The organism is Mesorhizobium sp. KACC 23794 (assembly GCF_052180275.1).
In the GTDB taxonomy this organism is placed as follows: Bacteria; Pseudomonadota; Alphaproteobacteria; order Rhizobiales; family Rhizobiaceae; genus Kumtagia.
Window position 1 is genome coordinate 2,881,946 of sequence record NZ_CP197465.1, and the last position, 26,332, is coordinate 2,908,277.

Annotated in this window: 22 protein-coding genes; 13 read left to right on the forward strand and 9 right to left on the reverse strand. The window is 64.7% G+C overall.

Going from position 1 to position 26,332, the window contains the following annotated elements; all coding sequences use genetic code 11:
• Positions 1–6 precede the first annotated feature (6 nt).
• The 3 genes from ACSBOB_RS14150 to ACSBOB_RS14160 all read right to left on the reverse strand — a co-directional run bounded on the left by ACSBOB_RS14150 (position 7) and on the right by ACSBOB_RS14160 (position 2,848).
• Entirely contained in the window at positions 7–459 is a 453-nt protein-coding gene (locus tag ACSBOB_RS14150) for a hypothetical protein (RefSeq protein WP_442583024.1), read from the reverse strand.
• Positions 460–625: 166 nt separating this feature from the next.
• Positions 626–1,606: an alpha/beta fold hydrolase gene (locus tag ACSBOB_RS14155; RefSeq protein WP_442583025.1), complete on the reverse strand. Its 981-nt coding sequence runs from the start codon at positions 1,604–1,606 to the stop codon at positions 626–628.
• 150 nt (positions 1,607–1,756) lie between these two features.
• On the reverse strand, positions 1,757–2,848 hold the full coding sequence (locus ACSBOB_RS14160; protein ID WP_442583026.1) for a helix-turn-helix transcriptional regulator: 1,092 nt from the start codon (positions 2,846–2,848) through the stop codon (positions 1,757–1,759).
• A gap of 536 nt (positions 2,849–3,384) precedes the next feature.
• On the opposite strand from ACSBOB_RS14160, the gene ACSBOB_RS14165 reads away from it, so the two are divergent.
• On the forward strand, positions 3,385–6,849 hold the full coding sequence (locus ACSBOB_RS14165) for a beta strand repeat-containing protein (protein WP_442583027.1): 3,465 nt from the start codon (positions 3,385–3,387) through the stop codon (positions 6,847–6,849).
• 250 nt (positions 6,850–7,099) lie between these two features.
• Here the strand turns inward: ACSBOB_RS14165 and ACSBOB_RS14170 are convergent, their stop codons facing one another.
• The gene (locus ACSBOB_RS14170) at positions 7,100–10,429 is read right to left on the reverse strand and encodes a beta strand repeat-containing protein (protein ID WP_442583028.1); all 3,330 of its coding nucleotides are present in this window, start codon (positions 10,427–10,429) and stop codon (positions 7,100–7,102) included.
• Positions 10,430–11,223: 794 nt separating this feature from the next.
• Here ACSBOB_RS14170 and ettA point away from each other — a divergent pair.
• The 9 genes from ettA (at position 11,224) to ACSBOB_RS14215 (ending at position 18,765) form a co-directional block, all read left to right on the forward strand.
• A complete protein-coding gene (ettA, locus tag ACSBOB_RS14175) occupies positions 11,224–12,873 on the forward strand; it encodes an energy-dependent translational throttle protein EttA (RefSeq protein ID WP_442583029.1) in 1,650 nt (549 codons plus the stop codon).
• Between the two features lie 68 nt (positions 12,874–12,941).
• Positions 12,942–13,193, forward strand: coding sequence for a hypothetical protein (locus ACSBOB_RS14180; protein ID WP_442583030.1), 252 nt, complete (start codon positions 12,942–12,944; stop codon positions 13,191–13,193).
• Positions 13,190–13,456, forward strand: a complete 267-nt coding sequence (locus ACSBOB_RS14185; protein ID WP_442583031.1) for a type II toxin-antitoxin system RelE family toxin — start codon at positions 13,190–13,192, stop codon at positions 13,454–13,456. Before ACSBOB_RS14180 ends, ACSBOB_RS14185 begins: the two co-directional genes overlap by 4 nt.
• 8 nt (positions 13,457–13,464) lie before the next feature.
• Positions 13,465–13,767 (forward strand): hypothetical protein, encoded by a 303-nt coding sequence (locus ACSBOB_RS14190; RefSeq protein WP_442583032.1) that lies wholly within the window; start codon positions 13,465–13,467, stop codon positions 13,765–13,767.
• Positions 13,768–14,178: 411 nt separating this feature from the next.
• Complete coding sequence (locus ACSBOB_RS14195) at positions 14,179–15,183, forward strand: hypothetical protein (RefSeq protein WP_442583033.1); 1,005 nt, start codon at positions 14,179–14,181, stop codon at positions 15,181–15,183.
• 167 nt (positions 15,184–15,350) lie between these two features.
• Entirely contained in the window at positions 15,351–16,130 is a 780-nt protein-coding gene (tam, locus tag ACSBOB_RS14200; protein WP_442583034.1) for a trans-aconitate 2-methyltransferase, read from the forward strand.
• A 61-nt stretch (positions 16,131–16,191) separates the two neighbouring features.
• A complete protein-coding gene (locus tag ACSBOB_RS14205) occupies positions 16,192–16,527 on the forward strand; it encodes a hypothetical protein (protein WP_442583035.1) in 336 nt (111 codons plus the stop codon).
• A 160-nt stretch (positions 16,528–16,687) separates the two neighbouring features.
• Positions 16,688–17,806 carry a beta-ketoacyl-ACP synthase III gene (locus tag ACSBOB_RS14210; RefSeq protein WP_442583036.1) on the forward strand — a complete coding sequence of 373 codons (1,119 nt, stop codon included), beginning with the start codon at positions 16,688–16,690 and terminating at the stop codon, positions 17,804–17,806.
• 332 nt (positions 17,807–18,138) lie between these two features.
• Positions 18,139–18,765 (forward strand): MOSC domain-containing protein, encoded by a 627-nt coding sequence (locus tag ACSBOB_RS14215; protein WP_442583037.1) that lies wholly within the window; start codon positions 18,139–18,141, stop codon positions 18,763–18,765.
• A gap of 20 nt (positions 18,766–18,785) precedes the next feature.
• On the opposite strand, the gene ACSBOB_RS14220 is transcribed toward ACSBOB_RS14215, so the two are convergent.
• Entirely contained in the window at positions 18,786–19,625 is an 840-nt protein-coding gene (locus ACSBOB_RS14220) for an SDR family oxidoreductase (protein WP_442583038.1), read from the reverse strand.
• Positions 19,626–19,767: 142 nt separating this feature from the next.
• Between ACSBOB_RS14220 and ACSBOB_RS14225 the strand changes: the two genes are divergently transcribed.
• The gene (locus ACSBOB_RS14225; RefSeq protein WP_442583039.1) at positions 19,768–20,355 is read left to right on the forward strand and encodes a TetR/AcrR family transcriptional regulator; all 588 of its coding nucleotides are present in this window, start codon (positions 19,768–19,770) and stop codon (positions 20,353–20,355) included.
• A 57-nt stretch (positions 20,356–20,412) separates the two neighbouring features.
• On the opposite strand, the gene ACSBOB_RS14230 is transcribed toward ACSBOB_RS14225, so the two are convergent.
• The 3 genes from ACSBOB_RS14230 to tsaA all read right to left on the reverse strand — a co-directional run bounded on the left by ACSBOB_RS14230 (position 20,413) and on the right by tsaA (position 22,898).
• Positions 20,413–21,990 carry a tetratricopeptide repeat protein gene (locus tag ACSBOB_RS14230; RefSeq protein WP_442583040.1) on the reverse strand — a complete coding sequence of 526 codons (1,578 nt, stop codon included), beginning with the start codon at positions 21,988–21,990 and terminating at the stop codon, positions 20,413–20,415.
• A 72-nt stretch (positions 21,991–22,062) separates the two neighbouring features.
• The gene (locus tag ACSBOB_RS14235) at positions 22,063–22,374 is read right to left on the reverse strand and encodes a DUF2293 domain-containing protein (RefSeq protein WP_442583041.1); all 312 of its coding nucleotides are present in this window, start codon (positions 22,372–22,374) and stop codon (positions 22,063–22,065) included.
• On the reverse strand, positions 22,374–22,898 hold the full coding sequence (gene tsaA, locus ACSBOB_RS14240; RefSeq protein ID WP_442583042.1) for a tRNA (N6-threonylcarbamoyladenosine(37)-N6)-methyltransferase TrmO: 525 nt from the start codon (positions 22,896–22,898) through the stop codon (positions 22,374–22,376). Before tsaA ends, ACSBOB_RS14235 begins: the two co-directional genes overlap by 1 nt.
• Before the next feature lie 118 nt (positions 22,899–23,016).
• On the opposite strand from tsaA, the gene ACSBOB_RS14245 reads away from it, so the two are divergent.
• Both ACSBOB_RS14245 and metF read left to right on the forward strand, forming a co-directional pair.
• Positions 23,017–24,015, forward strand: coding sequence for an ArsR/SmtB family transcription factor (locus ACSBOB_RS14245; RefSeq protein ID WP_442583043.1), 999 nt, complete (start codon positions 23,017–23,019; stop codon positions 24,013–24,015).
• Entirely contained in the window at positions 24,015–24,944 is a 930-nt protein-coding gene (metF, locus tag ACSBOB_RS14250; protein ID WP_442583044.1) for a methylenetetrahydrofolate reductase [NAD(P)H], read from the forward strand. Before ACSBOB_RS14245 ends, metF begins: the two co-directional genes overlap by 1 nt.
• A 342-nt stretch (positions 24,945–25,286) precedes the next feature.
• Here metF and ACSBOB_RS14255 read toward each other — a convergent pair whose 3' ends face one another.
• Positions 25,287–26,234 (reverse strand): DMT family transporter, encoded by a 948-nt coding sequence (locus ACSBOB_RS14255; protein WP_442583045.1) that lies wholly within the window; start codon positions 26,232–26,234, stop codon positions 25,287–25,289.
• Positions 26,235–26,332 lie beyond the last annotated feature (98 nt).

The following is a 26,332-nucleotide window of genomic DNA, read 5'->3' on the forward strand; positions in this document are numbered from 1 at the left end:
CGGATGTTACTGGCCCGATTGGAAATGCCGGATAAGTCTCTGCTGGGTTTCGTGCAGAAATGAATCCGCGAACTTGATCGTTCCCAGCCGCCTTGCCGCCACGCTGCGATACTCATCCGGCGCCTGATCCAGATGTGCCGCGGCGAACAGATAGGCGCTCAGAGCATCCAGGGCCGATTGATCGTCCGGCTGGCTCTCGGTGCTGGCCACGATGCGATCGACCGGCAGGTCCGATTTGCCGACAAGGTTCGACAGGATGGACGGGTGCCACTTCTCTGATGTGTTCAATGTGGGATGCGTATCGAACAGAATGGATACGGGACCCTCGCTGCTGAAATCGACCGAATATCGCCCGTCTTCGCCGGTGTATTCTTTTTCCACCAGAACACCGTCGCGGTAGACGCCGACTTTAACCATAAAGACTGGATTTCCGTCATGATCGGTAACGCGGCCGAACATGGAATGCCCTCCTTGACCGATATATCAAACGCCCGGAGATAGTATCACAGGGAGCTAAAAAAGAAAATCTGGGGCAATTCAGGTCAGCCCGCCTCAACCACTTCAATAAAGAACTCGAGGCGCCCGTTGAAGTTGCTGTGCAAAAATTCTTTGACGTCGGACAACGTCACTTGTCAGCGGCAGACTTCGTTCGTTGCCTCTGTTGCCGGACGGAACGCTCGGAAACCACGCGTTTCTCCCAGCCGATGAAATCCGCCGTGATCTCGTTCCGGTTGATGTCGTTCAAGCTTTCGTGGCGCGTTTCCGGCCAAACCTTTGAATGAAGATTCGAAAAGCCCATTTTTCGCATGCGCGCGGCGAGTTCCTCGACAGCCTTGCCGTTCACCGTCGAGGGGTCCGCGCCGCCGCCTGCAAGGTTGAAGGGCAGGTCGCGGCGGACTGTCGCGAAACTGCGGTCGTCGGCGCCGGCGAAGACCATCTTGAACACGTCCTGCCACATCGAAACCGAAGCGTCCCAGCCGCACAGCGGGTCGGCGACGTATTTGTCGACTTCCGCCGGATCGCGCGACAGCCAGTCGGCTGATGTGCGGTGGTTCGGGATTTTTTTGGCCCAGTCCTGAAAGGTCAGCTTTGGCAGGATGCGGGACGGCACGTCGGAGCCGAGCCGGAATTTTTCCCAGGCAAGAATCGCCTGGCCGACCCGTCCGAGCAGGCCGGGCGAAAAATTGGCGTTCCAGATTGCAGCGCCGGCAAGATGGTTCGAGCGGCGGAGAACCGAGTTCAGCGCGATGATGCCGCCCATCGAATGGCCGAAGATGATCAGCGGCAGGCCGGGCTGCTCGACCGCGATTTGATCGTGGATGGCGTCGATGTCGGCGAGTACTTTTTCGACGCCGTCGCTCGCAGCGAATCGTCCCGGGGCGGCGTCGCTCGCCTTGGTGCTGCCGTGGCCGCGATGGTCGTGGGTGTAGACGTGAAATCCAGCCGCGGCCAGCGCATCGGCGAAGCGGTCGTAGCGGGCCGAATGTTCGGCCATGCCGTGGTTGACCTGGACGACGCCGACCGGATCGCCGTCGGCCAGCGTGACCGTCTGCGAAAGCACCGCGCCTGTCGGCGATGTGAACTCCCTGCGGTGGCGAGTGGCCATGCTTGCCCAGCCATGTTCGGCGGCGGCGCCCTGTGCCGCGTCATAGCCTTAGACGATGGCGCGGAGGGCAGCAATCGAGCGCAGGCTCGGAGTGTTCGAGGACCGGAGCACCGAAACCGGTTCACGAGGACGCCGTCCGGCCCCTGCCGCTCACGGCCTCAGCCGCGACAGCAGGGCGACGAGTTCCGCCTGGCGGCTGACGCCAGCCTTTTCGAAGACGTTTTTCAGGTAGCTTCGTACCGTACCGCGGCTGATGCGCAACCGCCGCGAGATGCTGGCGAGATCGACGCCTTCGGCCAGCAGGCAGGTGACGTCGGCCTCGCGGTCGGTGAGGTCGAAGATCGGCTGGATGGTGCCGGGGTCGAGGCTGATCGGCGCCGTCACCGGATCGCGTTCGATCAGAACGCCGATGGCAGCGGCGGCGAGGAAGACATCGCGTACCCGGTTGGGGATGGGGTGGACCTGCAGGACATAGGGGCGGCCGTCCGCGCCGCTGAGAGAGGCGAGGCCGATCTGCCCGGGCGGCAGCACGGCCCTGGCGATGGCGGCATCCAGCGAGGCCTGTTCCATCGGATGGCGCGCGCAAAGCCGGTCCCTGCGGCTGTGGAATGGCGAGGCCGGGTCGTTCTCGCCGGCCGGCTGCCCGGCGACGAGCCTGCCCCAGCCGTCGAATTCCAGCACCGTGCCGCCGCGATGGCTGAGCAGCCGCGCCATGCCGCGCGCCTCGGCACGCATCGACGCCTCGGCGATGCGGGCGGCCGCCCTGAGTTCCGGCAGCGCTGCGTCGAGCGTATAGGCGTCGGCGCGGCTGTAGGGGCCCGCCCGCGTCTGCCGCTTCAGGCTCAGTTCGACATACTGGTTCGCGCCGGAGGAGAGCACCGCATTGGCATGCCAGAAGAGGCCGACCGGGCGCAGGAACTCGTTGTAGAAGGGATCGCGCGCCAGCAGGTCGTCCGTGTAGTCGTCATGGTCGATGCGGAAACCGCCGGAAATGTCCGGCTTGACGCGATCGTAGCGCGAGTTCGGCGGCGCACGGCCGGCTGCGAAGGCGGCGACCGTCTCGGTCGCCTCTTCCGTCGCCACGCCGACGACCATGGCGTGACTGGAGTTACGCATCAGCACGGCGTCGCGGGCGCCGGCGGCGCGGGCGAACCGCAGCAAGGCCTGCTCCCAGCCTTGCGACAGAAGAGCAGCCGCAACGACATCGCCGGCCGCCGCCTTCAGCTCGTCCGCCCGAAGCATCCGTGCCCTAACCCCGCCCGTTGCCGGGGGCAAATGCCGGAGCGCCGCTCCGGCCCGGTGCTGCCCGACGACAGCCCCCCAAACGGGGGATGCGCGCCATCGGTGATCGAACTATGCTTCGCACCGTGCGGCTTGGCAAGATGTTTGCCCGGCCCGTTGATTGATTCGCGCACCCGTCAGAGCTTTGCCGGCGTATTTCAAGGCTCGAAATGCTCGGGAAAACACCACTGCATACTCGCTTCCGTTCCGGAAATTTGCCGCTTTCCTGGGTTGTTTTCGTACTTGGCCGGGCAAATTTGCCGGTAGCCGTGCATTTTACCGTGTGACCGCGGCCGTGGCGTGTTTTCGCCCGCGGCAAAGAATTTCTTCGCGTCTTCCTTGCGGTCATCGAAGGTTTGTTTCCGGTAAATGACCGAAATTGAGGAAATTCTTGCCTTTTTGTGCCTCTTGCTTTTGTTTGTTGAACGCGCATAGATATTTGTTGACCGATTGGCCTTTGGGGTGGCCGGCCGGTTTCGGGCAACGGGTGGGAAGAAATGCCATACATCTATACGTCGAACGGTACGGAAAACCGTACCGGAACGGCCGATGCCGACTATCTCTACGGCTATCAGGAAAACGCCAACCCTACCGACGATGTGGGCGATGACGTCCTCGACGGCGCTGGCGGGGACGACAGCGTCTACGGCGGCGGTGGCAACGACACGCTTTATGGCGGCGCCGGGCGCGACTATCTCTACGGCCATTCCGGCAACGACACGATCGACGTCGGGCTCGACGGCGGCAGCGCCTATGGCGGCGAGGGCAACGATACGCTGATCGGCAGCGATGTCTGGGACACGCTCAACGGCGAGGCCGGCAGCGACATCATAAACGCCGGCGACGGCGACGATTATCTGATCGACGGCCCCTACAACGACCTCAGCTCGTCCGACACGCTGAACGGCGGCGCCGGCAATGACGAGATCGAGTCCTATGGCGGCGCCGACAAGATCGACGGCGGCATCGGCCTGGACCGTCTGTATCTCGACCGCTCTTCCGCGCTGGTCTCGCTGAAGTTCAATTTCGTCTCGGCGGCCGCGACCACGACGCTGGTCGGAGACGGCACCACGGTGACCGGCGTCGAGCGCTTCCACATCCGCACCGGCCTCGGCCACGACGAGATCACCACCGGCGCCGGCGACGACACGATCTACAGCGGCGCCGGCAACGACATCATCAGCACCGGGCAGGGCGCGGATTCCATCAGCGCCGGAGCCGACAACGATACGGTCGATGCCGGCGACGGCAACGACTACCTCTACGGCGAAGGCGGCAACGACACGCTGCAGGGCGGGTTGGGCGACGACACGCTTTACGACGGCAGCTACAGCGACGTCACCAGCATCGATACGTTGAACGGCGGAGCCGGCTACGACACGCTGAGTTCGAGCGGCGGCAAGGACACGATCGACGGCGGCGCGGATTTCGACGTCCTCTATCTCGATCGGTCCAACGCCACCAAGGCGCTGACCTTCCTCCTGGCATCGACTGCCAGCGTGACCACGCTGGTCGGCGACGGCACCACGGTGGTCAATGTCGAGCGCTTCGACATCACCCTCGGCTCCGGCAACGACAATGTCACAACCGGATCCGGCAACGACACCATCCGGGGCGGCGACGGCGACGACACACTCGACGGTGGCGCCGGCTCCGACTCGCTCTCCGGTGGCGACGGCAACGACACGCTTATCCTCGGGGCCGACGGCAGCTACGGCTATGGCGGCGAAGGCAACGACACGATCACCGGCAGCGCCTCCAGCGATAGCATCTACGGCGACGAGGGCAGCGACACCATCGATTCCGGTGATGGCGCCGACACCGTCCGCGACGGCGCCTATAGCGGCGACATCACCGGCGACGACATTATCGATGCCGGTGCAGGCGCGGATTCGATCGAATCCTACGGCGGCACCGACCAGATCGACGGCGGCGCCGACAGCGATATCCTCTATCTCTCGCGCACCGACGCGGTCGCCAACCTGACCTTCGCGTTCAAATCCTCGGCGGCGGTGACGACGCTGGTCGGCGATGGCACCACGGTCGTCAATGTCGAGCGCTTCTACTTGTATGGCGGCTCGGGCAACGACAGCTTCGTGACCTCCGATCTTGCCGACACGCTTTACGGCTATGGCGGCAACGACACGCTGGCCGGCGCCGGTGGCAGCGACAGCCTGCAGGGCGGCATCGGCAACGACGTACTGCGCGGCGGCGCCGGCAACGACTATCTCTACGGGGAGGACGGCAACGACACGCTCGACCTCGGCGCGGATGGCGGTTCGGCACGCGGCGGCGCCGGCAACGACATCTACATCCAGAGTTCGCCGGGCAGCGACTATATCGACGAGTATGGCGCCAGCGGCATCGACGAGGTGCAGACCTATTACACTTACACCTTGCTTGCCTCGTCCAAGGGTTATGGCGATTTCGAGAACCTGACCCTGCTCGGCACCGCCGCGATCGACGGCACCGGCAACGAGTTCGACAACGTCATCAAGGGCAACAGCGCCGCCAATACGCTGACCGGGCTTGTCGGCAAGGACACGCTGGACGGCGGCGCCGGCGCGGACACGCTGGACGGCGGCGTCGACAACGACACCTACATCGTGGACAACGCCGGCGACGTGGTCATCGAGACGGCTGGCAACGGCACTGCCGACCGCGTGATGGCGCGCGCCACCTATGCGCTGGCCAAGGATGTCGACATCGAGCTGTTCACCACCGTCTCGGCCTCCGCCACCACGGCGATCAACCTGACCGGCAATGCGCTGGCGCAGGAGATCATCGGCAATGCCGGCGTCAACACGCTGAAGGACGGCGTGGGGGCCGGCGACATCCTGCGCGGCATGGCGGGCAACGACACCTACCAGATCTACAGCGCGGCAACACAAGTGTTCGAGGGCTCGACGCAGGGCAGCGCCGACAGGGTCATGACGGCGGTCAGCTACACGCTGGCGGCCGGCGTCTATGTCGAGCAACTGACGACCACGTCGTCGGCGGCCACCACGGCGATCAACCTTACGGGCAACGCACTGGCGCAGGAGATCACCGGAAATGCCGGCGTCAACACGCTGCGGGACGGTGGCGGCGCGGGCGACGTGCTGCGCGGGCTCGGCGGCAACGACATCTATCAAGTCTACAGCGCGGCCACGACCATCATCGAGAGTTCCTCCCAGGGCGCGGCAGACCGGGTGCTGGCTGCGGTCAGCTACACGCTCACCGCCGGCGCCTATGTGGAGCAGCTGACGACCACCAGCGCGTCCGCGACCACGTCGATCAACCTGACCGGCAATGCGCTGGCGCAGGAGATCATCGGCAATGCCGGCATCAACACGCTGAAGGACGGGGCAGGGGCCGGCGACGTGCTGCGCGGCATGGGCGGCAACGACACCTACCTCGTCTACAGCGCCGCGACGACGATCGTCGAAAGTTCAACACAAGGGGCAGCCGACCGCGCGCTGGTCAATGTCGACTACACGCTGGGGGCCGGCGTCCATGTCGAGACGCTGGCGACCACCAGTGCGGCCGGAAGCGCGGCGATCGACCTCACCGGCAACGAACTGGCGCAGGCCATAACCGGCAATGCCGGGTCGAACCGCATCGACGGCAAGGGCGGGCTGGACACGCTGGCCGGCCTCGGCGGCAAGGATATGTTCGTGTTCTCCACGGCGCTCGTCGCCGGCAACGTTGACCTGATCACAGACTTCAACACGGTCGACGACCGCATCGAGCTGGAAAACGGGGTGTTCACCGCCCTGACGACGCCCGGCGTGCTCGCCGCCGCGGCGTTCCGCGCCAACACGACCGGCGCAGCGGGCGATGCCAGCGACCGCATCATCTACGAGACCGACACGGGAAAGCTGTTCTATGATGCGGACGGCACGGGCGCCACGGCAGGAATCCATTTTGCCACGCTGACGGTTGGCCTGGCATTGAACAACGCCGATTTTGTCGTCGCGTAGAGCGCCACTATCTCATACCAGCGGCCCTTGGCATTGACCGCCGGAGCGGCGCAGACGGTCATGCCAAGGGCCGCTGGTATCACCCACCGCCGCGCGCCTGTGAAGGCGGGAGTCTCCGTCGAAAAATGCCATGCCGCCGCTTCGGCGGCCGGCCTCATGAAAACGCCGGGAGCGATGATGCTCCCGGCGTTCCGGTTTCAGGTCCGGCCACAGCCGGGAACCATGTCCCGGCCGAACCTGGAAAACGGCTTCACACGATGAAGAAGTCGGCGTTTGTGATACCGAGCCCGGCGGTGAGGGTTGCGAACAGGGTGGAACCTCCGGCAGCGTTGCCGTTGGTGTCGTAGAACAAATTGCCGGTATCGGTCTCGTAGATGATGCGGTCGTTGGCGTCGGCCGCCGTGCCGGTGACGTTGGAGGTGAACTGCGACGCCGTCAGCACGCCCACGCCTAGAATGGCGTTGAAGATCGCATTGTCGAGCTGGATCGTGTCGTTGACGAAGTTGAAGTCGGTGACGGCGTCCACATTGGTGGCGCCGAGCGCGGTGTCGAACAGGAAGTTGTCGTTGCCCGCTCCACCCGTCATCGTGTCGCTGCCCGCCCGGCCGTTGAGCGTGTCGGCGCCGTTGCCGCCGAGAAGCAGGTTGATGACACTGTTGCCGGTTAGCGTGTCGCCGAACGCCGAACCGGTGAGGTTCTCGACCGACGAGTAGGTGTCGCCGGCGGCGTCGCCGGTGTTGATCGCCGGTGTGGTCAGGCTTGCTATGACGCCGGCCACCGCGGTGCTGTAGGACGCCGTGTCCGAACCGTTGCCGCCGGAATGGTCGTCCGCGCCGGCGCCGCCGATAAAGGTGTCGTTGCCGTCCTGTCCGAACAGATTGTCGTCGCCGCCGAGGCCGGTGATCAGGTCGTCGCCGGCGCCGCCGATGATACTGTTGGCGCTGTTGGTGCCGGTGAGCTTGTCGGCGAAGGCGGAGCCGGTCAGGTTCTCGATCGAACTGTAGGTGTCGCCCAGGGCGTCGCCGGTGTTTGTGGCCGGGCTAAGCAGGGCTGCCGTGACGCCGGCCGCCGCCGTTTCGTAGGTGGCGCGATCGCTGCCCGCGCCGCCCGAGAGATCGTCGGCGCCGGCGCCGCCGTTCAGCAGGTCGTTGCCGTCCTGTCCGAACAGATTGTCGTCGCCGCCGAGGCCGATCAGCAGGTCGTCGCCGGCGCCGCCGATGATGCTGTTGGCGCTGTTGGTGCCGGTTAGCTTGTCGGCGAAGGCCGAGCCGGTGAGGTTCTCGATCGAGGTGAAGGTATCTCCCAGCGCGTCGCCGGTGTTTGTGGCCGGGCTGAGCAGGGCCGCGACCACGCCCGCCGCCGCCGTCTCGTAGGACGCGCGGTCGCTGCCGGCGCCGCCAGCGAGGTCGTCGGCGCCTGTGCCGCCGATCAGCACGTCGTTGCCGTCATTGCCGAACAGATTGTCGGCACCGCCAAGCCCGCTCAGCAGATCGTCGCCGAGGCCGCCGAGGATGCTGTTGATGCCGTTGTTGCCGGTCAGCGTATCCGCAAAGGCCGAGCCGGTGAGGTTCTCGATCGACGCATAGGTGTCGCCCAGCGCGTCGCCGGTGTTGCTTGCGGGATTGGACAGGCTGGCAATCACGCCGGCCGCGGCGTTCTCGTAGGAGGCGCGGTCGTTGCCGAGGCCGCCCGACAGATCGTCGGCGCCGGCGCCGCCGACCAGGATGTCGTTGCCGTCATTGCCGAACAGATTGTCGCTGCCGCCGAGGCCGGAGAGCTTGTCGTCGTCATTGCCGCCGAGGATGCTGTTGGCGCCAGCGTTGCCGGTCAGTGTGTCGGCGAAGGCGGAGCCGGTGAGGTTCTCGATCGACGCATACGTGTCGCCGGCCGCTTCACCCGTATTGACGGACGGATCGAAGAGGCTCGCCACCACGCCGGTTGTTGCGTTGGCATAGGTGGCGCGGTCGTTGTCGAGCCCACCCGACAGAAGATCGCCGCCGCCGCCGCCGTCGAGGATGTCGTTGCCGCCCGTGCCGAACAGTTCGTCGCGGACCGATGTGCCGCGCATCTGTTCGTCGTCGTCGTCGCCGAGAATGATCAGCCGGTCGTTCTCGGTGCCCGCCGGATCGAAATCCTGGACCTGCAACTGGGACAGGTCGACCGTGGTGGCAGTAAGCATCTCGACGCGGAACTTGTCGGGGCTGCTATTGAGGCTGAAGTCGACGACCAGATTGGCGGCGAGGCCTGCCCCGATCTGGTCGGCGCGGACGGTCACCGAGGTCGCCGTGTTCGGGAACTGGATCTCGATCTCCTCGATCGAGGTCAGCGTCGTGTCGACGAGGCTGATGTCGCCGGTAGCCAGGATGCGATCATTGTCGGCGCCGCCGTCGATCGAGTCGCTGGTGAACGCATCCAGCCCGCCTCCCTGGAACGTATCGTCGCCGGCATTGCCCGCGGCGACGTCGCGCAGGCTGTCGACCACGATGGTGTCACTTGCGCCATCGCTGGTCGAGAAGCGTGTGGCCTGCCGGATCGAGCCGACGACGTCGCCCGCGGTCGAATCGGTATGGAACGTCCCGATCTTGCCGTTGCCCATGGCGGCGATCGTGATCTCCGATTCGTTGTTGAACGAGCCGCCGATCGTCGAAGTTGTAAGAGCCGCGCCGGTGTTCTGGTCGACGAGCGTGACTCTGGTGTCGGTGTCGGCGAAGACGTCGTCGGTGTAGGCGACCGCGATCATGCCGTTCGAAAGCACCGTGGCCGACGGCCCGGTTTCGTTCGCGGTGCTCTGGGTTATGTCGTCCCAGTCGACGAAATTGCCGGCGGCGTCGAAGCGCGCGAGCGTGATGTCGATGTCCGTGGTGGACCAGCCGTTATCCTCGTAGGCAATGGCGAAGCCGCCATTGTCGAGCGCAACCACGCTGGCGTTGCGGTTCACGGTGCCGGCCGAGTCGAGCAGCGTCGGCGCCAGTCGCACGGTGCCGTTGGCCTCATAGACGGCATACCACATCTCGTTTTCGGAGCCGATGTTGCGGTGCCAGGCGACGGCGAAGCCGCCGTCAGCCAGTCCGGCCACGCTCGGGTTCTGGTCATTGGCGCCGCTGGCGTCGGCCGCGAAGTTCAGGAGCAGGTTGCCGTCATTGTCGTAAATCCGGAGGTCGACGTCGTTGTCCGTGCCGCCGAAGAAATCCTGGATGGCGACGACGAAACCGCCGCCGGTCAGGGCCGCGACTTCCGGATCCAGAACGTCAGGCCCGGACTCGCCGATGCTGGTGTCGACCCGCACGGTCGCACCTGTGGTCGTTACGATGCGGAATGACATGTCGGTGCCGGTGTCCGAGAGCACGACGAGGTTTCCGTTGCTGAGCTGGGTCACAGCCGCGTCGACGCCGGGGATGACGGACGCGCTTCCCGCGATGTCTCCGTCAGCCTCGAAGGTCGTGAGGTCGGTGTGCCCGATATGATCGCCGACGACGGCGACGCCGCCGTCGGAAAGGCTGGTGGCGTCCGCACGCCCCGTAATGGAGAAAGGATCGATGCTTTCGACGAAACCGAATGAAAAGCTTGTGGTGATGGCCATGGCTGGAAACTCCCGATCTGGTTGATCCGGCTTGTGCGGCGCGCCCGGTTCCAAGGCCGGCATGGCCTGGGTCTCGCACGGCATGGATGGGTCACAGGCAACGGTGGGGCGCTGCAAAGCACACACGCCCTCATCCGGACCGCCTGGAGGTGAGCCCAGCCCGATACGACTACGACAACGCGCCGTCTCTCCCGCTTACGAGCCGAGAGCGTTGCAGTCCCGCATGATGCTCGAGAGCGGAGCCACCCAAGCTGTCCACGTCTCAAGCTCTTTTTGTCAAAATTTCCCTTATCTGGTGTGGGCATCACCCAGCACCATTGCTGTTGTTTCTCAAACAGCCCCAATGTCCCTAAGGGGGGACGGCAGGAACCCCGATGTGAACAGGGAACCCTTTCAATATGTCGCCGAATAACTTCTTTGTTTTCTCTCACTTTACGTCAGGATTGCGAATCAAGGCAAGAGTTAATCTTTAATTATAGTGCAACCGATGATTGCTGACACCTCGGCGTGTGCTCGATTTGCCAAAAATACTATTTCATAACAAGGCCTTGGGATCTTGCGCGGATATTTGAAGCTGTCGCATTTTTGTTGAGACTTGCAACACTGCGGTGTGCAGGCGCAACCCTGCGTTTTGCGGGAAGCCCCGGCATCGCCGTTGCCGGCTTGCTGCGGGATGGAGATCAGCCGGGCGGCAGGGCAGACCTGATCGACGCCACTTGGCGATTGCCGTTTGGCGTCGCTTCGCCTACATAGCGCGCGACCCTCCGAAACCTGTCCCCAAGGATATCGCGCGCGTGGCACGCCAGTTCATCTATCACATGGCCGGTCTGAACAAGGCCTACGGCACCAAGAAGGTGCTGGAGAATCTCCACCTCTCCTTCTACCCCGACGCCAAGATCGGCATTTTGGGCCCCAACGGCGCCGGCAAGTCGACCGTGCTGAAGATCATGGCCGGCATCGACAAGGACTGGTCGGGCGAAGCCTGGCTGTCGGAGGGCGCCACCGTCGGCTACCTCGCGCAGGAGCCGGCGCTCGATCCCTCGAAGACGGCGTTCGAGAACATCATGGAAGGCGTCACGAAGAAGACCGCCATCATCGAGCGCTACAACGAGCTGATGATGAACTACTCCGACGAGACGGCGGAGGAATCGGCGAAGCTGCAGGACGAGATGGACCGGCAGAACCTCTGGGATCTCGAACAGCAGGTCGAGATGGCGATGGAGGCGCTGGCCTGCCCGCCCAAGGACGCCGACGTGACCACGCTGTCGGGCGGCGAGCGGCGCCGCGTCGCGCTGTGCAAGCTGCTGCTTTCCGAGCCGGACCTGCTGCTGCTCGACGAGCCGACCAACCATCTCGACGCCGAGACCACGGCGTGGCTGGAAAAGCATTTGCGCGCCTACAAGGGCGCCGTGCTGATCATCACCCACGACCGCTACTTCCTCGACAACGTCACCGGCTGGATCCTCGAGCTCGACCGCGGCCGGGGCATTCCCTACGAGGGCAACTACACCGCCTACCTGGAAGCCAAGGCCAAGCGCCTCAAGCAGGAGGGCCGCGAGGACGACGCCCGCCAGCGCGCCATTTCCCGCGAGCGCGAATGGATCTCGTCCAGCCCGAAGGCGCGGCAGACCAAGTCCAAGGCCCGCATCCAGGCGTTCCAGGATCTTCTGGACGCCGCCGACAAGCGCCGGCCGAGCGACACCCAGATCGTCATCCCGCATGGCGAGCGGCTGGGCAACGTCGTCATCGAGGTCGAAGGCCTCGACAAGGGTTTTGGCGACCAACTGCTGATCGAGAACCTGTCGTTCAAGCTGCCTCCGGGCGGCATCGTCGGCATCATCGGTCCGAACGGCGCCGGCAAGACCACGCTGTTCAAGATGATCACCGGGCAGGAGAAGCCCGATGACGGCTCGATCCGCATCGGCGAGACGGTGAAGCTCGGTTATGTCGACCAGAGCCGCGACGCGCTCGACCCCAACAAGACCGTGTGGGAGGAGATTTCCGGCGGCGCCGAGGTGGTGAAACTCGGAAAGTTCGAGGCCAACACCCGCGCCTACTGCGCGTCGTTCAATTTCCGCGGGGGCGACCAGCAGCAGAAGGTCGGCAACCTCTCCGGCGGCCAGCGCAACCGCGTGCATCTGGCAAAAATGCTGAAGACCGGCGGCAACGTGCTCTTGCTCGACGAGCCGACCAACGACCTCGACACCGAGACGCTGGCAGCCCTTGAAGACGCGCTGGAAAACTATGCCGGCTGCGCGGTCATCATCAGCCACGACCGCATGTTCCTGGACCGCATGGCCACCCACATGCTGGCCTTCGAGGGCGACAGCCATGTCGAATGGTTCGAGGGCAATTTCGAGGATTATGAAAAGGACAAGATCCGCCGGCTGGGCGCCGACGCCGTCAACCCGCACCGGATGACGTACAAGCGGCTGACGCGGTAGGGGCGTTTTCCGGCGGGTTGTGCTATTTTGCAGTCGAGCGAGGTAACAATCCTTTCCGGAGTGAGCCCATGCTGAAGTTGAACCTGACGGCTGAAGTCGAGGAAATCCTTGGCAGGATGTCCGCTGACACCGGCCAGAGTGCGGAAACGATCGCGTACAGAGCACTTCTTGAACACCTGGAAGACTGGGAAGATTTGAAGAGCGTCGAAGAGGCGCTGAAGGACGAACCCCTCGTGGCCATCCCTCTGGAAGAGGTGATGCGCAAATACGGCATGTCGCCTGAAGCAAAACGCGCGATGACAAAGCCCGCGGCAGAATGACGTGGCGAGTTGAAATCGCACCGAGGGCCGAGCGCCAGCTAGCCAAACTTTCCAAAGGAGACGCGCAGCGCATCCTTGCGTACCTGTTCGAGCGTGTTGCAGGACATCCTGATCCTCATTCCTTGGCGAAACGCTTGGCGGGCCAGGACGAACAGTTGTGGCGGTTCCGTGTTGGAGACTATCGCCTTATCGCGAAGTTTCTCGGTGACCGACTTGTCATACTCATTGTCGAGATCGGCAATCGGCGCGAGATCTATCGCTGATCGACTGCATGGCGGTCATCATCAGCCACTTGTGCGAGATCGAGATAATTGACATGGAACACATCGATCGGCTGGACGACATCCGCTCTGGACTGATTGCAGCGAAAGAGACGCTGGAGCGGGCGCGGTACAGGGTGGACGCGCTCGACCTGATCCTGGAGGGCGTGGTGGACCGGAAGATCCGGGGCGCCTGCCAGGAGGTTTTCGGGCTGACCACCGAGCAACTGGATGCACTGGACGACCGGCTCGACGAGATTTACCGGGATGTATCCGCCATCGTGCGCGAGGCGCGCGACAAGGCGCCGGAATAGCGCCGGCGCGACAAATCCGGGGACGGTTTACTCAATTCCGCTTCGCAGGCTGCCGTTTGCGGCAGAGCGTGAACCGGAATTGAGTAAACTGTCCCCGGATTTTCAGCGCCGAAATGGGGATGGAATTTTTTTCCTCTCGACGATTTTTCTCCGCGCGCGTGTCGGCATAGACTGCCAAGCCATTGTTTTTGCTGAACCCGTCTTCTTCCGCTCGGCGCGTAAAACGCCGTCGAGCATGATTTTTATCCCCCTCCCCAAAGACCCGTCCCATACTTGCTCCCGCGCGAGCGTCGGTCACGAGGACGATTGCGCGGGGAGGGCGCATCCGGCGCCCGGCACGAGGGTCGGGATGCACCGGGCTTGATATCGGCCGGCTGAGGCGGCGAAAGGCGGGCGGCGATGGACGCGAGTGTGGCAATCGAGAAAAACCGGGAGGCGCTGAAGCGTATTCTCGTCTCGCTTCTCGCCATGGCCGGGCTGAGTGCCGGGAAGGGGCTTGGCGCTGGGGCCGGGCTTGGCGCTGGGGCCGGGCTTGGCGCTGGGGCCGGGCTTGGCGCTGGGGGACAGTTTCCTTTCTTTCGGCAGAAGGGCGCGGCAGTTGAGAACGAGGCGCGGGCCGAAAAAAGTAAACTGTCCCCGGCACTTGACCTGGCACCGTCCCCGGGATTCACCCTCCCCCGCCGGCTGCACCGCGCGATCCTGAAGCTGCTGCATCCCGCCGAAGCCGCCGCACGCCGGCTGATCATCGCGGCGGCGCGCGGGATCGTCGTGACCCTGCCGCCACCGCGTCCGGGCAAGCCAAAACCCGTCGACCCGGCGCCGATGCTGCGCCGTTTTGGCATCGCCGTCACCGTCTCGCGTGCCGACCTCGCCCGCGCTGCCATGGCGAAGAGAGCCGCCGCACTCCGCGCCGCCCGCCCGCGCTCCTTCCATCTGTCGCTGCTCGATCCGCTCAAGAATCCGTTCCGCGCCTTTCGTCCCATTGTGCCGGACCGCGTTGTCCCGCGCATCCTGTTTCCCGGCGTCAGCGAAACCTCCCACTTTCCGGCGCGGCCCGCGCCCGACGATCTGGTCGATGCCATGCGTCTCGGCCAGCGGCTTGCCGCACTGGCCGAGGCGCTGGACGACCTGCCGGCACAGGCAAGACGGTTCGCCCGCTGGAAGGCGCGCAACAACGCGGCGCTCGCGCGGGACCGGGAGGCCCGCGCCGCCGGGGTTGCGCAAGACAGGCAAGAACCCACCGCTTTCCGTTTCCGGCGCATCACGCCGCTGCGGCCCGGACGCCCGCCCGGCGGCCGGCTGTTGCGCTACGAGCCATCCGCCGACCATCCCCGAAAAATCCGCGAGATCGACGAGATTCTGGCGCACGCCCATGCGCTGGCGCGATACGCACTGGCGTTTCCCGACACGTCCTGACGCGCCGCCGGCCAAGCCGAAGGCGACAAACGAAGCATCGACGGCTGGCGCGGATTTCCGCCGCGTGGGGGCGGTGGTGCTTGTGGCGACGGCGCAATCGATCTAGCAACGGTTTTGCAAACACAGGCCGGATTGAACACCCAATTCTCGAAAGCTCGGCGGGCACGATGCGGAAGACGACGAAAGACTGGTCTGCCCAAAAATATCTCCAGTTCGAGAACGAGCGGACGCGGCCGGCGCGCGACCTTCTGGCTCATGTGCCGCTCGAGGCGCCGCGCCGTGTGGTCGACATCGGCTGCGGGCCGGGCAATTCGACCGAACTTCTCATCCGGCGCTGGCCGGAGGCGAAGGTCAGCGGCATCGATTCGTCGCCGGCTATGATCGCGGAGGCGCGCAAGCGGCTGCCGCAGGTGGATTTCGCGCTGGCCGACATCGCCACCTGGACACCGGGCGAGCCGGTCGACGTGCTGTTCGCCAATGCCGTTCTGCAATGGTTGCCCGACCATGCGGCGCTTCTGCCAAAACTGTTCGGCCTCCTGGCGCCGGGCGGCGTGATGGCGATCCAGATGCCCGACAATATCGGCGAGCCGTCGCATCGGCTGATGCGAGAGACGGCGGCGGCCGTGCCTTTCGCCGCGAAACTCGCCGACGCGGCGCGCCCGCAGTTGCCGCCCGTCGGCCTCTATTACGACCTGCTGGCGCCACATGCCGCGCGGGTCGATGTCTGGCACGTCGCCTACAACCATCCGCTGGCCGACGCCGGGGCCATCGTCGACTGGGTGAGTTCGACCGGCCTGCGGCCGTTCCTCGACCCGCTCGACGCCGGCGAGCAGGCGCAGTTCCTCGCCGCCTATACGGCTGGAATCGCCGCGGCCTATCCGCCGCGGGTCGACGGCCGCGTGCTGCTCAGATTCCCGAGGATGTTCATCGTCGCCCAGCGGGCGTGACGGTTGACCGCAGGCAGGCCTCATGCCTAATTCGCCAGCGGGCGAGACAGGGGAAAAATCTGTGAAGGCACATCGAAGCGTCGTGTTTGCCGGGGCGGCCTGTGCCCTGGCCGTTCTGTCCGCCCAGCCCGCGAGCGCCAAGCCGGCACAGTGCTTCACCACTGACGACGGCCACTATCCCTGCAATTTTCGCGGGCTCGACCGCGACGGCAGCTTTGTCATCACCGCGCCCGGCTATCCGACCATGACCATTGAGGTCGAGCGCCCGGGCGTCGCCTGGGGTTTTGCCGATTTCGGCAGCCGCAACGTGGCCTTGCCCGGCCCTTATTATCGGGCGCGCGACGACCGCGCCTGCTGGCAGAACCCCGACACCGGCAGCCGCATCTGCGCCTGGTGACGCCGCTCTACCCGGATCGCACGGCGACCTGCGGGGACAGGCTTTGCGCGGCGCTTAATTCGGCGTAAACGGGTGCGGCGCAATATTTGCCGCGCCGGAACGGGCGAACCGGACCGGCGCGGAAGCTGATCGCGCGGAAGCCACGGAAGTCCTGATAAGAATGCATCGCGTCATGATCAGCGGGATCGGGGTTCTGATCCCCGAGGCCTCAATAACCAACGAGCAACTGGTCGCAAGCTTCAACACCTATGTCGACGCCGAGAATGCGCGGCGCCAGGGCACCGGCGAGCCGGCGCTTTCGACATCGGCGGAGGACTTCATCGTCTACGCATCCGGCGTGAAGACCCGCCATGTGCATACGCTGGACGGCATCCTCGACCCGGAGCGCATGGCGCCCCGCATCGCGCCGCGCGGCGACGACGAGATGTCGGTCATGGCCGAGTTCGGCGTCGGGTCCGCCCTGCGGGCGCTGGATCATGCCGGGCTGACCGGCGCCGACATCGACCTCGTCATCTGCGCGGCCTCGCACCACCAGCGGCCCTATCCGGCGATCGCCATCGAGATCCAGCAGGCGATCGGCGCGCCGGGCGCCGGCTTCGACATGGGCCTCGGCTGCTCCTCGGCCGCCGCCGGCCTTCACGTCGCCGCCAATCTGGTGCGGGCAGGGGCGCAGCGCCGCGTGTTGGTGGTCACGCCCGAAATCATCACCGGGCATCTGAATTTCCGCGACCGGCAGACGCATTTCATCTTTGGCGACGCCTCCACGGCGATGATCGTCGAGCGCATGGGCGACGAGCCTCGGCCGGGCCGCTTCGAGGTGATCGACACGCGCGGCTGGACGCAGTTCTCCAACAACATCCGCACCAATTTCGGCTTCCTTTTGCGCGACGGGCTGGAGGACACTTCGGCCGTCCCGACGGAAGGCAATCTGATCAAGCAGGTTGGCAACAAGGTGTTCAAGGAAGTCACCGTCGCCGGCCACCGCTTCATCGTTGAATTCCTGGCCGAGCACGGGCTGACGCCCGACGACATCAGACGCTTCTGGCTTCACCAGGCCAATGCCCGCATGAACGCCATGATTCTCAAACTGTCCTTCGGCCACGATGTCGGCCGCGACCGCGCGCCGATGGTGCTCGACCGCCTCGGCAACACGGCGGCCGCCGGCGCCGTGATCGCGCTGAAGGAGAACCATGAGGACATGGTCGAAGGCGACTGGGGCCTGCTCTGCGCCTTCGGCGCGGGTTACTCTATCGGCGGCGCGCTGCTCCGGATGATGTGAACAGGCTTTGCAGGTGCGTCCTTCGAGGCTCGCCCGCCGACGATTGTCTCATATTTGCAATGGCTTTGCGGGCTCGCACCTCAGGATGAGGACTGTTGTGCTGTAACGCCAACCGTTGCTGTTGCAGAGGCTGACAAAGACGATTGGCGTTGCAGCCACGCCGGTCCTCATCCTGAGGTGCGAGCCCGCAAAACGCTGATGATTAGGGTAATCGTCCGTGGGCGAGCCTCGAAGGACGCACCCTATTAGATGCCTTGATTGACCGATCAGGCTTTTTGGCTGGACGGCACCTTCTGCCATAGGCAGATTTGCGCCACAGCGAAGGAGTGCCCATGCTCGACCTGCCGGTCCCGCCCGCCCGCGAGGCGACGTTCGACATCGTCCCGGCAAAGAAGATTTCCGGCCGCATCGCCGGGCTCTATCTCGCTGCGACGGACCATTTCGAGACCGCGGTGGTCGATTCGCTGCCGCTCGGCTTCGACGGCATCCCAGGCGATTTCCACGCAGGCGGCACGCGTCGCTCCGGCAGCCGCGAGCCGTGGTATCCGCGCGGCACGGAAATCCGCAACGAGCGGCAACTGTCGATCGTGGCGCCGGACGAACTGGCGCTGGTCGCCAGGCGGATGGAACTGCCCGAAATCCGGCCGGAATGGATCGGCGCCAACATCCTGCTCGACGGCGTCCCGCACCTGTCGATGCTGCCATCCGGCACGCTGCTGTTCTTCAAGGGCGGCGTGACCATCAAGATCGACGCGCAGAACGGCCCGTGCCGCTATGCCGGCAGACAGGTTGCCCTGCGCGCCGGCATGGCCGACGAGGATGCCGGTTCGCTGCTGTTTCCCAAGGCGGCGAAGCGCCTGCGCGGCCTCGTCGCCTGGGTGGAGAAGCCCGGGACGCTAACGATGGACGAGGAGGTCTCCGTCCGCGTCCCGGAGCAGTGGATCTACCGGCCCGCCTGATCGACAGGCCGGGCAGTGCCTCAGGCCTTGCGGTTCTTCTTCTCGCCCTGCGCCATGTCGGCGATGAAATCCCACTTCTCCCACAGTGCGAGGCGGCTGGCGTATTCCTGCTTGATCATCGGCAGACCGACATCGCCGAAGAAGACGCGGAGCGGCGGTTCGGCCGCGTCGACCAGCGCCAGCATGGCTGTGCCGGTGGCTTCCGGATCGCCCGGGACGACATTTCCGCGGCGCTCGGCCATGCGGGCGCGGGCGGACTCGTAGACAGGATTGGGCGTGGCGCGTTTGGCCGAAGGGCCGCTCCAGTCGGTGGCGAAGCCGGACGGTTCAACCAGCGTCACATGGATGCCCATATCGGCAACTTCGAGGGAGAGCGCCTGGCTGAAACCTTCGAGCGCCCATTTGGAAGCGTGATACAGGCCGATATTGGGGAAGGCGTTGACCCCGCCGATCGAGGAAATCTGGATGATGTGGCCGGATTTCTGGGCACGCATGATCGGCAGTGCCGCCTGCGTCACCCACAAAGCGCCGAATACATTCGTCTCCATCTGGGCGCGCGCTTCTTCCTCGCTGATCTCCTCGATGGCGCCGAACTGGCCGTAGCCGGCATTGTTGATGACGACGTCGAGCCGTCCGAATTTTTTGTGTGCCTCTGCGACGGCCGCCGTGACCTCGGCCTTGTCTGTGACGTCGAGTTTCAGCGCGGCGACGCGGTCGCCGTATTTTTCGACCAGATCGGAGAGCGTCCGGGGATCGCGCGCGGTGGCGGCGACGGAATCGCCGCGCGCCAGCGCGGCTTCCGCCCACACCTTGCCAAAACCTTTGGACGATCCGGTGATGAACCAAACCTTGTTTGCCATGATCGTATTGCCTTCCTGCCCCTTGGGGCAAATAGCAGCCTCTTGCCCGCCGACGCGGGCGGCCATAGATAAGCGGAGTGACCTCCGTTTCGGAAATATACGGAGCCTCCTCCGTTTTACCAGAGGTCCAGGGAGAAGTTTTTTGAAATCGCCCGAAAAGCGAAAGCCGCCCCGCGCCGATGCGACGCGAAACCGCGAAAAACTGCTGGATGCGACCACGGCGCTGGTCGCCGAGAAGCGCGGAGAACTGTCGCTTGCCGCCGTCGCGGAGCGCGCCGGGGTGGGCATCGGTACGCTCTACCGGCATTTTCCGAACCGCGACGCGCTGCTTGCCGGGCTCTATCGCAACGAGGTGGCGCGCCTGAAGGCCGAGGCCGGCGTGCTGGCCGAGAAACTGCCGCCGCTGCAGGCGCTTACCACCTGGCTTGAACACTATGCGGCGCTGATGGCGGTAAAATACGGCTTTGCCGACGCCATGAAGTCGGCGCTGAATTCGGACGCCGAGGTGTTTTCGCAGTCACGGGTGGAGGCGGCCGGCGCGCTGTCGGCGCTGCTCGACGCGGCGGCCAATGCCGGCGCGGTGCGTCGCGGCATCGATCCGGAGGACGTGCTGATGGCGGTGGCGGCAACCATTTCCGCGAGCCTCTACCGCGAGGATTCGGCCGCGCGCGGCAAACGCCTGCTCGGCCTGATCGTCGACGGGCTGCGGTTTCAGGACGGCAAGGCCTGAACTCGCCCGATTCGTCGTCGCTTCCAGAACGCGAACCGGCTCTCGCCGCCGGGAAACCTATTCGGACAGGATCTCGATAAAACGCTCCGCCACCGGACGCATCGGCGAATCGTCCTTGTCGAGTTCCAGGAATTTCCGATACGCCGCAACCGCTTCCGCCTTGCGGTCGGTGTCGCGATAGGCGTTGGCCATGGCAAGGAAGATGCTGGCGTCGTCCGGCGCAAGCGCCAGTGCTTTCGGGAGCGCAGTAAGTGCGGCCTCGGGCTTGCCCATGCTGGTCAGGCAGCGGGCGTATTCCAGCCAATAGGCGGCATTGGCAGGCTCGAGTGCCGTCGCCCGTTCGTAGCGAGCAGCGGCTTCCGGCCATTTGTGCAGGATCGCAAGCATCCGCCCATGCGAGGCCTGTGCGTCCGCGTCGTCGGGGGCATAGTCCGCCGCGTCGCGATAGATCTTCTCGGCCGCCTCGTTGTCGCCGTCTGCCAGTTGCATGGCAGCGAGGAAAGCGAAGGCAGGCAGATAGCCGGGATCGAGTTCGAGCGAACGCATCAGCAGTTTCTGGCCGTCGGCCTTGTTGCCCCGGTCCAGTTCGATCTTGCCGGCCTTGGCGAAATAGAGGGGATTGACGGGATCCGCGTCCGCGGCCTTCAGCAAATTGTCGATCGCCTGCTGCGGCTCGTTTCTGGCAAGGGCCAGGTTGGCCATGCCTTGCAAAGCCCAGACGTCGTCGCCTTTCGCGGCAAGCACCTTGGCGAATTCCGCCTCGGCGCCGACGAGATCGCCTTGCCTCAGAAGCGCGCTGCCCAGATTGGCGCGGGCCTGGGCGAAGGCTGGATCGAGGGCGAGCGCGGCGAGGAATTCATCGATGGCCGCTGGCGTCTCGCCCTGGTCGATACGGATCAACCCAACCAGATTATGCGCCCAGCGTGCGTCCTTGTGGTGCGAACGGATCAGCTGGCGGGCGAGCGTCGTGGCCTTCACCGGCTGGGTCTGCGACAGCGCGGCCAGGGCCACGAAGGGATCGAGGATCGACAGGACACGCGATCCGGCCTCGGCGAAATACTCGCGCTCCGACTGGTTTCCGATCGGCGGCAGGTCGATCAATTCGACGCCGGAACGGATGACACGCAGGCGCAGGCGCATGCCCGACCGGTCGCAGGCAGCGTTCGAACAGACGAACTCGCCGGCAACCCGCGTTTCATAGGCGTTCACCAGCCGGCGCAGGTGGAAAACCAGCGACTCGATGGAAAAACCCGAATCCGGAAACGAGAATTCGACCCGCCGCGAATCCGGCAGCGAGATGATGCTTTCCTTCGATGTATGGGCCTGGGCGATCGTGTCCTGAAGGCCGTCCCACACACGGCTGGCTGCGACATCGGCGGTCAGCCCTTGTTCGACCAAGGCCTCGGGAACCGCGATCGGTTCTATGATCACCTCGTCGCGCCAGAACTGGCTGACGAGCACCGGGACGACGACTACGATGGCGACGAGGAACAGCGCATTGAGAAAGACGCTGCGGATGCTGGTGGACCACGCTTCGAGGCCAGGCAGCGAGAGACGCTCGCGCAGCCGCCGCCAAAGCGAAATCCTCGCTCCTCCATCAGCCGCCTTCGCGGTCTTGCCAACTGCGCGCGCCATTCGAAATCCCGTGCCCGCCCAAGAATTAGCCCATCGGGCCAGGAAAAGGAATCCGTATGTCCGGCGCGAGGGTCACCCAGCGTCGGGATCGTCCGGATCGAGCAGCCTCGTCGCGCGCCAGCGTGTCAGGGCGGCATTGATCTGGTCGATGACGAAGAAACGGGCGGAGTCGCGGTCGTAATCATCCTCCAGCAGAGCCTCGTAGTCCGTGTGCGCGTGGCGGACATGCGCCACGGTCGCCAGCCAGACCGCGACCGTCGGCGGCAAGGTCTTCAAATGCCTTGCGCCGGCATCCGTCCTGATCTTCTCGGCGTCCGCATAGGGCGCCAGCGGCAGCAGCGCCGTCAGCGCCTTGGCAATCGCCCGCTGGCGGTTGGTCGACATCAGTCCGTGTCCGTATCGGCTGCCGGCTGGCTCCTGGCATAGGTCGCCTCGGGCACGGCATCGCTTGATGCGAAATAGGGTTTCACGTCGACGACCGGCGTGCCGTCCAGCACGTCGATGGCTTCCAGCCTGAGCACGCCGGTTGCGACGTCGACATCCAGCAGCCGGGCGACATGCAGTCCCACCGGGTTCGGCCGCGCCGGCGAGCGCAGGGCGAAGACGCCTTTCGAATCAGCGGCATGCCGCGGTTTCTGCACAATCAGATTCCGCGGCGCGTGATGCAGCCAGGTGAGCAGGACGACATGGCTTGCGTTGGACAAGCCTTGCAATCCCAGCCGGAAGGCGGGCGCGATCTCGACGCTGGCCGGCTCGCCGCGCTCGCGCGCCTCGCGCATGTTCTTCGGGCAGTCGTCACGCTTCACCCAGGACGAGCGTACCGTGCCGATGAAGACGAGATGTGCGTCTCCCGGGTGGGCGGCCGGGTCGTCTGACAGAGCGATCTCGCCGCCGCGCATCTCGAACATGGGTCTCTCCCGGTCACCGGCAAGCGGCATTTTCTTGTCCCCGAACGACATAAGGGTTGCAGCCTTCAGATTCTTCACATAAAGATATGTTTATGTCTTTCTGATAGTTGAGATGGCCATGCGCATAACCTTGGACCTGATGGTTGATATATTGAAGGCGGCCGCCGAATCCAGCCGATTGCGCATCTTGGCGCTCATCTCGCGGGGCGACCTGACCGTTTCCGACATTACGGAGATTCTCAATCAGTCGCAGCCGCGCGTCTCCCGCCATCTCAAGCTGTTGATGGAAGCCGGGCTGGTGGAGCGCTACCAGGAAGGCTCCTGGGCTTTCTTCCGCATCTCCGATGACGAGGATGTTCGCGAGTTCGTCGCCGGGATCGTGTCGCGAGTTCATGAGCGCGATGCGCTGGTCGACCGAGACCTCGAACGGCTGCAAGCGGTCAAGCATCGGCGGCAGGAGAAGGCGAGCGCCTATTTCGACCGCAATGCCGCCTCCTGGGACCAGTTGCGCACCTTGCATGCACCGGACCAGGCGGTGGAGGCCGCACTGCTGGCGCTGGTCGGCAAGCGGCCGTTCCAGTCCATGCTCGACCTCGGCACCGGCACCGGCCGGCTGCTCGAACTGTTCGCCCCGCTCTATAGGCGCGGCGTCGGCATCGACCTGTCGCGCGAGATGCTGGCGGTGGCTCGCGCCAATCTCGACAGGGCAGGGGTTTCGCATGCGCAGGTGCGGCAGGGCGACCTGTTCGCGCCGCCGGTCGAGCGCGACAGTTTTGATCTCATCACCATGCATCAGGTTTTGCACTATCTCGACGAGCCGGGTGCCGCGATCCGCGAGGCGGCGCGGCTGCTCAGGCCGTCGGGACGGCTGGTCATCGTCGACTTCGCGCCGCATGCGCTGGAGTTCCTGCGCGACGAGCACGCGCATCTCAGGCTCGGCTTCTCCGACCAGCAGATCGCCGAATGGTTCTCGGAAGCCGGCCTGGACGTCGAAGCCACCAAGGCGTTCCAGCCGCGCTCCGCGGGTCGCGCGACACTGACCGTCAAACTCTGGTTCGGCCGCGACCGCCGCGTGCTGATCGCCGACCAACCCGCGCTGCAGAGGGAAGCCGTCTGATGAACCAGTTCCGTTTCTCGCGCCGCCCCGACATCGGCGGCCGCGTGCGTGTCTCCTTCGAGTTCTTCCCGCCCAAGACCGACGAGATGGAGCAGCGGCTGTGGCAGACGGTCACCCGTCTGGCGCCGCTCGGGCCTAAATTCGTGTCGGTGACCTATGGCGCCGGCGGTTCGACCCGCGAGCGCACGGCTCGCACGGTAAAGCGCATCCTGACTGAGACCGGCATTCCGGCGGCCGCGCACCTCACCTGCGTCGGCGCGACCAGGGAGGAGGTCGACGCGGTGGTGCGCGAGTACCAGGGCATAGGCATCGAGCGGTTCGTGGCGCTGCGCGGCGATCCGGCGACTGGCGTCGGCGGCGTGTATCGTCCGCATCCGGGCGGCTACCAGAACGGCGCCGACCTGGTCGCGGGGCTGAAATCGATCGCCGATTTCGACATTTCGGTTGCCGCCTACCCGGAAAAGCATCCGCAAAGCCCTGACTTCGCGACCGACATCGAGATGCTGAAGCGCAAGGTCGACAATGGCGCGACACGCGCGATCACCCAGTTCTTCTTCGACAACGACCTTTATGAACGCTATGTCGAGCGGGTGCGGCGCGCCGGCATCTACATTCCGATCGTGCCGGGTATCCAGCCTGTCCATAGTTTCCGGCAGGTGGCGAACTTTTCCGCGAAGGCCGGCACCCATGTGCCGGCGTGGCTGGCGGAGCGGTTCGAAGGGCTCGACAATGATCCGCAGACGCACGCGCTGGTGGCGTCCGCCGTTGCCGCGGAACAGGTGATGGACCTGATGGAGCGTGGCGTCGAGGAATTCCATTTCTACACGATGAACCGCGCTGACCTGGCCTTCGCCATCTGCCACATGATCGGGCTCCGGGCGCAGGAAGCTCCGCAAGCCATTGAAATTCCCGGATCGGCCGCGGCCTGACCGGCAAGCTTCAGCCAAAACAAAAGGCCCGCCGACGGACGGCGGGCCTTTGTCGTTTTCGGTACCAGAGCGCGTCCGATACCCCCCAGGCTCATAAGGTCAAGGAAGAACCCCCATTATCAGGGCGCCGATAAATGCGAACGCAGCACAAATCATCAATGCGTTGATTGGCCGTGCAAGTCCCATACGATGCCTCCATGAGTAGAGCACAAGGGCAGAGTCTAGGGGAGTTTGGGCCGCAGACAAGCGGAAACCATGCTGCATTGCGGCGGAATTATGGAAAACCCTTGGCGTTCCGGGTCGTTAGCCGTTGAAAAGATTTTACAATATCGGCCGGTAAAATTATGGCGAGCGTTTCGGCCCGAGCGCCCTGCTAACATTGTCAAGCAGCCTGCCGTCGATCGTCACCAGTCCGAGCGCGATGATGACCATGCCCAGCATCTCGATCGGCTCCAGCCTTTCGCCGAGGAACAGCACGCCGAGCAGGACCGCGCTGGCCGGCACGATCAGGGTCACCAGGGAGGCGTTGGTGGCGCCCGCTTCGGCGACCAGGCGGAAATAGAGCAGGTAGGCGAAGGCGGTGGAGAGAAGCGCCAGCGACAGCACCGCCGCCCAGACCGGGGCGCTGAACGCGAACAGACCGTCGGAGCCGTTCAGGATCAATACGATGGGGATCATGACGGCGGTCGAAGCCGTCAGTTGGGCGGTGGCGACGACTGCGGGCGGGATGTTTTTGAGACGCTTGGCGACCATCAGGGCGAAGGCATAGGAGAGCGATGCGCCGATCAGCGCAAGTTTAGCCCATATCGGTGCGCCGAGACCGGAAAACAGGCCGGGGCCGATCATCACCGCCGTGCCGGCGATACCGAGCAATATGCCCAACACCTTGTTCCAGGAGAGTTTTTCGTCTGTCGTCAGTTGGCTGGCGAGCAGCACCGTCCAGAACGGCGTGGTGGCGTTGAGGACCGAGGCTAGGCCGGCGCCGAGTTGCGTCTGGCCGGCAAAGATCAGCGAAAAGGGAATGACGTTGTTGAGTATGGCGAGCAGGACCAGGCCGGGCGCGTAGGGCAGGGCGGCGCGGAACGAGACGCCCGTCGCCGCGAGGTAGATCTGGAGAGCTAGCGCGGCAATGGCAACCCGGAACAGCACCAGTGTCAGCGGCTGGAGTTCGGAGACGGCGATGCGGGCAAAGAAAAACGAACCGCCCCAGATGATGCCGAGCAGGATGAGCATCGCCCAGCTTCGTGCGGACATCGCTGTCGATGGTGCATGTACCTGATCCGATGGCATTTTTCATCTCCCGATGATGCGGCTTAAACCGGCCTGCGGCGGCCTGCCACCCGTTTCCCGACATGCTGTTCCAGACGCGCCTGAAGTCGCAAAGAATC